Here is a 571-nt window from a genome sequence, read left to right as displayed (position 1 = left end):
CCGCGTTATGCAAGCGAGCATCCAGGTGATGCGTGCGCAGAGGCAACGAGGCGGTGTCTGGGGTAGTCAGGATCAAACAGCGAGTTGGTATGGATGACGCCCCAGACTAGGTGCAGGAGCTTCCGCATGGCGGCACACACGGTCACGATGGGGAGCTTCCCGCGTGCGAGCAACCGTTCGCAGAAGGCACGAACCACGGGGTTGTGGTTCTTGGCGCAGATGGCGGGAAAGTAGAGTTTGGCGCGCAAGCCGGGGGCACCGGTTTTGGAGATCCGGACCTGTCCCTTGAGCGTGCCCGACTCGCGCCGTGCCGGGTTGAGGCCGGCGAAGGCGACCAGCTTGCCCGGCGCGTCGAAGCGTCGCAGGTCGCCCAGTGCGGCGAGCAGGGAGGCCGACGTGGTCTTGGCGATGCCGGGGATGGACGTCATCAACGCCGCGTCGTAGCGCAGCTGGGGATCCTTGTCGATGTGATTGTTGATGCGCTGCTCCAGCGCCTTGATCTGCTTGCGCAGTTCCTTGAGCGACGCTTCCACCGAGTCGCGTACGGCGTCATTGGCGACGTCGAGTCGGT

The 571-nt window shown here is 64.6% G+C and carries 1 protein-coding gene; it reads right to left on the bottom strand.

Annotation, left to right across the window (positions count from 1 at the left end; all coding sequences use genetic code 11):
* Window positions 1–5: 5 nt before the first annotated feature.
* On the bottom strand, window positions 6–571 hold a 566-nt coding region (locus AC3WTD_RS18525; protein WP_492614663.1), incomplete at its 5' end, for a transposase.

It is taken from the genome of Rhodanobacter sp. FW106-PBR-R2A-1-15 (assembly GCF_058789735.1).
This window is presented reverse-complemented; position numbering and strand designations above follow the sequence as displayed.